This is a genomic window from Joostella sp. CR20 (assembly GCF_038433465.1).
GTDB lineage: Bacteria > Bacteroidota > Bacteroidia > Flavobacteriales > Flavobacteriaceae > Galbibacter.
In genome coordinates, this window is the sequence record NZ_JAESVF010000024.1 from 1 (window position 1) to 4710 (window position 4710).

The 4710-nt window shown below is 31.0% G+C and carries 2 protein-coding genes and 1 pseudogene; all 3 read right to left on the reverse strand.

The genetic code is table 11. From position 1 onward, the window contains the following. A partial coding sequence (locus JMA43_RS13845; protein WP_342157307.1) for a hypothetical protein occupies positions 1 to 3312 on the reverse strand: 3312 nt, incomplete at its 3' end. A 39-nt stretch (positions 3313 to 3351) separates the two neighbouring features. Continuing rightward, a complete protein-coding gene (locus JMA43_RS13850; RefSeq protein ID WP_342157308.1) occupies positions 3352 to 4251 on the reverse strand; it encodes an IS1595 family transposase in 900 nt (299 codons plus the stop codon). A gap of 68 nt (positions 4252 to 4319) precedes the next feature. Next, a pseudogene (locus JMA43_RS13855) lies at positions 4320 to 4710 on the reverse strand (hypothetical protein); the annotation flags it as partial.

The window sequence follows — 4710 nt, forward strand, 5'->3', positions numbered from 1 at the left end:
ATAATCATAACTGGTTTTAACTCCCCTTGCATCTGTAATGGTACTTATACCCACCAAAGGGTCATACGTGTAAGTCGTTACTTGCGCATTTGGTAACTTACTTCGTAAACTATTTATGGTTCCTAAATTTGCTTCGGTATACGCATTTAGTCCTGTAATCGAAGTATTTAATGCTGTGGCTACTTCTTGATAGGTTGCATTCTCAATCTTTGCTATAGGATACTGACCACTATACCCCCATAAATATACTACGGAAGGACCATCGGTTTTTTTAACCTCCAATGGGTTACCATATCTATCATAATTATTAAATTGAATTATTATTTCTCCTAAATTTTCTGAAACTATTCCTTTTTTAACCAAAATACCACTTAAACACCTATATGGATAAGTGTCAAAGCTACTCGAATATAGATATGTTTTTGTCATCTTCAACTCCTTTACACCATTCTTATTCTTATATAACTGAGTTTTTATTGGGTTGGATATTCCTGTTATAATATTTGATGTCCATTCTGGATATAAATATGAATATTCATCCTTAATAGCAGACTTGCTTGTTTGTAGTATTTTATTTGACGGTATTCCCACATATTGATCATACTTATAGTCTTCTTGTTGCGAAATTACCTTAGGTTGAGCATCTAACTCTGAGAAAGATAACAAGTTGTCATTATTAATATCTTCTCCTGATATTGGTATATTTTCATAATTGAAAATATTAATTTGAACAAAATTTAAATCTGTCCTATATGAAGATGTTAAATAAAGCCCCAAATATAAATTATCTCCATCCACAACATTTCCAGAAAGTCTATTGTACAATAGTTTTCTTAAATTATTAGTGATTGAATGAACTTTATTAAAACTATAATCTTTTTTAATTTCTTTAACAGGTATAACTAAATCATTTTCCCTTTTATATAAAACCTCTCTTTTCAATATTCCATTTCCTATAGAATTATTTTCTAATACTTGTGGCAAATTATAAATATTAGGATGCATAAAATAATCTTGTGGTTTTGCATCTCCTTTAACATAAAATTCCTTTTCAACTGCCCCATATTCAAAATCATCTCCTCCCAAACTAATAATAATTTTACCATAGGATTGTTGTCCTTTATTACTTACATATAATGAACTTAAACTAGAGGATGTTAATGTATGTAACTCATATTCATCAAAAACAAGATTAATAATAGATCCTCCTTTTTCGCAATAAGTCCGTATTTTCGAACGATATGTATATTGAGGCTGCTTAACATCAGAACCATTGTAATAATAGTACCTTTTAATGACCGGCTCACCTTTGACTGGCACATCATGGATACGCTTGATCCGAATTCCTGCTCCATCCACCATACAAGGATATGGATACGTTATATAATAAGCCCTACGAATACCCGCATTAACTACAGCATTTCGATCTGTAGTACTCGGAATTACCTCTAATGAAATACTGTATTGCTTCCCTTCTTTATATGAAAACGTAAACTCTTTATTAGGATATCTATAAATAACGCCACCACTCTGTGCATAATATGGGTTGTTTAACTGTACTACATCTTTGGCACTATTATAACTAAAGTTCTTTTCATATATAACATTCATTGTTAATTGGTCATAAATTTTTAGCCGAAATATAGTGCTATGAAGTAGTTTTTGTGTTGCAAATACATCTCTTATTTCAATGGTCATTTCTTGACTTGATATATAAGGTTCTTCTGTACAACTAATACTAGAGCCTCCAACAATTAATGGAGCTAAAGTAGAACTTGCAGGATTTTTATTTTTAGGAGTTTTTGTATAGTCGTTATAATACATGAGTGTCGTATGGGTCTTGTATTCTTTGATCTGCTGATCTCCTAAGGGAGGTTCATATTCAAATTCAGAATATCCTTTTGTAGGGTAATATAATTTACTCAATGCCCCTATGGATGCATAATTAAAATCAGGGCTTCTGTCCGCCAATGAAACAACATTTCTAAACGCATAATCATCTACTTTCGGTAGTATTCTGTAATTTTTTTTGCCATTATAATACCCCAAATGATCTTGAGCATATGAAAAACGATTTGGCAACAGTTCTAAATCTTTATATTCCATTTTATAAGATTTATTCCCTTCTTTACTTTTAAAATTGACTTCTTTTAGGAAAAATCGCTCTGCTTTCAATTTATTATTAAGATTTTTATCTTTTGGGAAATAATATATAAAATCAACGTCTATTAAGTTCTTTTGGGGATCTATATTATCTCTAATTTTTATTCCATTCAAAATTCTGCTATAGTGATATCTAACGTTTAAACTTGCTTCTTCTGATGAGAAAATCACTTCAAAAGTATTTCTGTTGTTATATATTCGTTGTAAAAATTTTCCATGAGTTAAAGTTTCTAATATTTGCATATCTGAATCTCCTAGATTTAAAGCTTCTTCACAATTACCTGTTTGAGAGACTACTTTTGTATAAGTTTCTGTAATAGCTGTTTTTAAATTACTCGTATAATCTCCATATTCAAAATACATTTCGTCTCCATTAAGGCCTTGTATTTTATTGAGGTAAAATCCTGTTTGTACATGCCGCCTATCTGAATAGTATTCTGGATAAACTGACCTTGAATCTTCACTAGCATTTAATCCTCCAAAAAAATACTTAACTCCATCGGGCGTCTGTATAACTATCGTTCTCTTTAAAAGTTCTAAACCATACTTACCATATTCTGGATCTAATACTCCAATATTTAGTGGAATTGTAGAATTTTCAACATGTGCTGTAAACTTACCGTCTTTCTCTATTAAATAAAAACTTCCAGAATAATTTAAAAAATTAAAATAAAAAATATCAACTTCCGAATCTATAGAATTATGCTCTATAAAAGATTCTATCTCTCTATAATCTTCTGATGATCCATAAATATTCATAACTTGTAAGTCACTCCAAGAATAAAATTTACTTTTTGCTAAACGTATTAAATCATCTTCTCCTCGAACCTGCCTTGTTATTGCACCTCCAGCAGCTAAATTCCAATTAATTCCTGTCCAACTGGCCGCTTGATCTACCTTAACACCATTTCCAGAATAATCCATACTAATAGGAAGTGATATTGTTCCTGCTTCATAAGTTCCTATTGGAATTTGAGGAGATATTAATCCCATAGATTCGTTTACCTGCGTATCTCCATATTTTGAGAAACTAAAGGCTGTTGGAGATGGTGGGATCATTTCCATATCTGAAAACTTAGTTGACTGTGCATTAATAACACATAAAAAAAACAGACAAATAATAAGATAATAATGTTTGAAGTATTGCATTTAATTTATTTTTGATAGAAATATTAATAATTTAAGTTATTAAGTTACGTTCTGTTTTATTTGTTTCCACGTCATAGGCTCATTATCAATCATTCTAATAATAGAGTTATGCCAGATTGTTTGTTTTGATTGAGACCTATTAATACAATAGCAAAACTCATCAAAATACTTTTGGATATGCTCTTTGCTCACATGGGTTGGTATTGTTCTTAACCATGATTTTATTTGATGAATAATGATATGAAGTTTTTTAAAGTTCTTTCCGTTGCTACTTTCAATCTGTGTGATATCATAAGTTGCTTTTAAAGGTTCATAGCCACGCCATTTGTCTGTAAATATCTTTGCCGAGGTAGAAATATGCTCTTCAAATATTGGGGTCAAGGACTTTGAAAAGTAGTCATCTATAGATTTTATATAAACACGTTTAACCTGATGCTTATTAGTGAGTTCTACCGCTATTACTGCCTTTTTTTTTTTACTATCATAACTTCTGCCTTGTTTTCCATCCTCTTTTCCGCCAACGGTAAATTCATCTACGTGAACCAAATCGGACAAAGGATATTTCTTAGAGCTTTCCATTGCTTTACGAACCTTTTGCATGAAAAACCACATGGAGGTTTGGCTTACGCCATAACGCTCTGCAAGTTGTGTACTTGATAAACTTTTACTACTGGTAGTCATTTCAAAAACAACACAAAAGGCTTTTTGTAAACCAAATTTAACTTTATGAAATAAAGTATTTGCAGTGGCACTTTCAACATGATGACAAGTATAACAATGGTATTTATAATCCTTTTTCATACATCCGCGATTGCCACAACACTTTGGACAAACAAAGCCATCTTGCCACTTATATTTTGCTAAATATTCCTTGCATGTAGCATCATTGGGCAGTTCTTTTATAAAGTTTAATATATTTTTACCTTCAAATTGTTCCATATATCAGTATATTAAAGCAAAAAATACGGATTTTAAATTAATAAGTCAATAATTCTATACGTTACTCCTTATTTTAAATTTTCCAACATAATAACCCTTTCTTCTAGGTCTTCATATTTCTTTATCCTTTTCTCTTGTTCAATTACATACAACGTAAGCTCCTCAATTTTTTGTAGTAATTTTATTTGAAAATCCCCTACGTTCACTCCGTTTTTCTTCATTTCTTCCGCAGAAGTTATTTCAGGAAGATGTTTATTCTTCTTGATAAAATCTTCTACTTCTTCTAAAGAAGGGATCTTATAATTATCTTCAAAAACAAAATCGGCGGTAGGAGTTGTGGTTACTTTTATTTCTTTGGCTTCCAACTTTCCTTTTATAGCTTGATTCCCTGTATTATGCAATACTTTAGCCCATACCCCTTCTCCTTCTTTATTAGTACTCCTAAAATACATGACAGGC

Coding starts and splice junctions, on each gene's coding strand:
- JMA43_RS13850 (WP_342157308.1), bottom strand. CDS start 4,251: ATGGAACAATTTGAAGGTAAAAATATATTAAACTTTATAAAAGAACTG.